At 52.6% G+C, this 3797-nt stretch carries 2 protein-coding genes; both read left to right on the forward strand.

Annotation, left to right across the window (positions count from 1 at the left end):
- Positions 1–950 (forward strand): glutamine-hydrolyzing carbamoyl-phosphate synthase small subunit (carA, locus tag PHF27_RS13755; protein ID WP_300071267.1); only part of this gene is annotated, 950 nt, incomplete at its 5' end.
- Positions 951–952: 2 nt separating this feature from the next.
- Positions 953–3797: carbamoyl-phosphate synthase large subunit (gene carB, locus PHF27_RS13760; RefSeq protein WP_300071269.1), on the forward strand; the 2845-nt coding region annotated here is incomplete at its 3' end.

Raw genomic sequence — 3797 nt, forward strand, 5'->3', positions numbered from 1 at the left:
TTTTGACGGATCCGTCTTATTGCGGTCAAATTGTCACGATGACCTATCCTTTGATTGGCAATTACGGCGTAGCTGAAGCCTTTGCTCAGTCGCGGCAGCCGTTTGTTAAAGGGTTTATCATCGGCGAGCTGTGTCAGACTCCAAGCAACTGGGAGATGGAAGGCAGCTTCGGCTCGTATCTGCAGCGCTTCAACATTCCCTGCCTGTATGGTGTGGATACTCGGGCCATTACGAAGAAAATTCGCAACCATGGTACGATGAAGGGGATTATTGTATCCGAAGAAGCAGCGCAGGCTGATGTGGACGCTTTATTGGCGAGCGAGCTCGGCTGCTGCCAGGTCATGGACGTAACCGCCAAGGAAACCTATCATATGAGCAATTCAGGCGGTCCGAAAGTAGCGGTGCTGGACTTCGGCATTAAGCAAAACATTCTTAATTCCTTGCATCAGCGCGGCTGCGACATTACGGTTTATCCGGCGACAGCGAGCGCTGAAGAAGTGCTGGCAAGCAATCCGGACGGCGTCTTCTTATCGAACGGACCTGGAGATCCCAAGGACTTGCAGGAGATCATCCAGATGGTCCGGCAGCTGTTGGGCAAAAAACCGCTCTTTGGCATTTGCCTGGGTCATCAGATTCTAGCGCTGGCGTTGGGAGCAGATACGTATAAGCTGAAGTTTGGTCATCGCGGCGCGAATCAACCGGTTAAAAATCTATTGACAGGCAAAGTGCATATTACTTCGCAGAATCATGGCTATTCCGTCAAGGAAGAGTCCTTGAAAGGTCTGGACGTTACCATTAGCCACCGGGCTGTCAATGACGATACGGTCGAGGGCATTCGACATAACACGCTGCCGCTTTTTTCCGTGCAGTACCATCCGGAAGCTGCGCCGGGACCGGATGACAACACCTACTTATTCGAAGAATTTATGCAGTTGATGGGGAGGGCGTAACCATGCCGAAAAAGGAATATCTCAAGAGGGTCATGGTCATTGGCTCGGGCCCCATTGTTATCGGTCAGGCTGCCGAATTTGACTATGCCGGCACCCAGGCTTGCCGGGCTTTAAAAGAAGAAGGTCTGGAAGTGGTGCTGGTTAATTCCAATCCGGCGACGATTATGACGGACGCCAATGTGGCGGACCGCGTGTATATCGAACCGCTGACAGCCGAATTTTTGGAGGAAGTCATTGAAAAAGAACGCCCGGATGGTCTTTTGCCTACGCTTGGCGGCCAAGTTGGCCTGAATCTGGCGGTTAAGCTGGCGGAATCCGGAGTGCTGGAAAAATTCAACGTAGAATTATTGGGAACATCCTTGAAAGCCATTAAAAAGGCGGAGGACCGGGAACTGTTCAAGGAAACCATGCAGTTTCTTAACCAGCCGATTCCGGAGAGTACCATTGTAGAAGACTTGGAGGCGGCTCGGGAATTTGCCGCTGAAATTGGCTATCCGTTGATTGTGCGTCCCGCGTATACGCTGGGCGGCACCGGCGGCGGCATTGTGCACAATGATGACGAATTGGACGAAACGGTCGTCAAGGGCCTTAAATACAGTCTGATCGGCCAGGTGCTCATTGAGCGCAGCGTCGCCGGCTGGAAGGAAATCGAATACGAAGTTATGCGGGATGCCAATGACAACTGCATTACCGTGTGTAATATGGAAAACATTGATCCTGTTGGCGTGCATACGGGCGACAGCATTGTTGTGGCGCCGTCGCAAACGCTGACCGACGCCGAATACCAGATGCTGCGCACGGCATCCTTGGATATTATCCGTGAACTGGGCATTGAGGGCGGTTGTAACGCCCAGTACGCCTTGGACCCGAAGAGCCGCCGCTACTATGTGATCGAGGTAAATCCCCGCGTCAGCCGCTCCAGCGCCCTGGCCTCCAAGGCAACCGGGTATCCGATTGCCAAGGTAGCCAGTAAAATCGCCATTGGCTACACGCTGGACGAAATCACCAATGCGGTTACCGGCAAAACCAAAGCTTGTTTTGAGCCTTCCTTAGACTACGTGGTAGTTAAGTTCCCGCGCTGGCCTTTCGACAAATTTGTTCTGGCTGACCGTACGCTGGGGACACAGATGAAAGCGACCGGGGAAGTCATGTCCATTGACAGGACTTTAGAAGGCGCTCTCTTAAAGGCTGTTCGTTCCCTGGAAATCGGGTTAAACCATTTGGAACTTCCGGATTTGGCGAAGCTGGATGACGCGGTATTGCGCAAGAAGCTGCATGCCATTGACGACGAGCGGCTCTTTGTGATTGCCGAGGCCTTGCGCCGCGGTGTAACGGTGGAAGAGATTCACGGTATTACCAAGATTGACATTTTCTTTTTGGAAAAAATGCGCAATATTATTTCCATGGAAGCTCGGCTGCGTACGGACGGCTTAACAGAAGCCAACTTGCTGCAAGCGAAAAAATGGGGCTTTACGGATCGCACCATTGGCCGTCTCACAGGGAAAGAAGAACTGGCGATCAGAGAAGAACGTAAAACTCTGGGCATCCTGCCTACGCATAAAATGGTAGATACCTGCGCCGCTGAGTTTGAAGCGGCTACGCCTTACTACTATTCGGCGTACGCCCAAGAGGACGAAGTGGTGCCGAGCGATCGCCGCAAGGTGATGGTGCTGGGTTCCGGGCCGATTCGCATCGGCCAAGGGGTGGAGTTTGACTACTGCTCGGTGCATTCTGCTTGGGCCTTGCGTGAAATGGGCCTTGAAAGCTTAATTGTTAACAACAATCCGGAAACGGTAAGTACCGATTTTGACACATCAGACCGCCTGTATTTCGAACCGCTGACACCGGAAGATGTGCTCAACATTATTGATAAGGAACAACCAGAAGGAATCATTGTTCAGTTTGGCGGGCAGACGGCGATCAATTTGGCTGGCCCGTTGGCCAAGGCTGGCGTGAAGGTGCTGGGGACATCGGTAGACGATATCGACCGCGCCGAGGATCGGGAGCGTTTTGAAGCCTTGCTGGAAGAGCTGAATATTCCCCGGCCGAAAGGCGAAACCGTAACCAACGGTGAAGAGGCGGTTGTTGCCGCTAACTCTTTGGGCTATCCTGTTGTGGTACGTCCTTCCTACGTATTGGGCGGTCGGGCGATGGAAATTGTCTATAACGAAGCGGAGCTGCGGGATTATATGGGGCGGGCTGTGAAAGCTTCGCCAGAGCATCCGGTGTTGGTGGACCGCTACATGCAGGGTAAGGAAGTGGAAGTGGACGCCATTTGTGACGGCGTGGATGTAGTCATTCCTGGCATAATGGAGCATGTGGAGCGTGCTGGCGTGCATTCTGGAGACAGCATTGCTGTTTATCCGCCGCAGACGCTGGAGCAGCGTACTATGGACACCATCGTGGACTATACGCAACGCATGGCTAAGAGCCTGAAAGTCAAAGGGCTTTTGAACATCCAGTATGTTGTCTTTGAAGGCGAAGTATATGTGATCGAGGTCAATCCTCGTTCCAGTCGTACGGTGCCATTTCTCAGCAAGGTGACATCCGTGCCGATGGTTAACGTGGCCACGCGCTGCGCTTTGGGGCATACTCTCAAGGAGATGGGATATACGCCGGGATTGATTCCCTTTAAACCGTATATCGCCGTCAAGGCGCCGGTGTTCTCCTTTGGTAAAATGCAGCAGGTAGACATTTCCTTAGGACCTGAAATGAAATCGACCGGCGAAGTTATGGGTATTGACTATCATTATGCCAGAGCGCTCTACAAGGCGTTGGTAGCGGCAGGAATGAACATTCCCGCCCATGGCTCGGTGCTCTTTACGGTTGCGGACAAAGACAAGGAAG

The sequence above is a fragment of the Anaeromusa sp. genome (assembly GCF_028691475.1).
Taxonomy (GTDB): Bacteria; Bacillota; Negativicutes; order Anaeromusales; family Anaeromusaceae; genus Anaeromusa.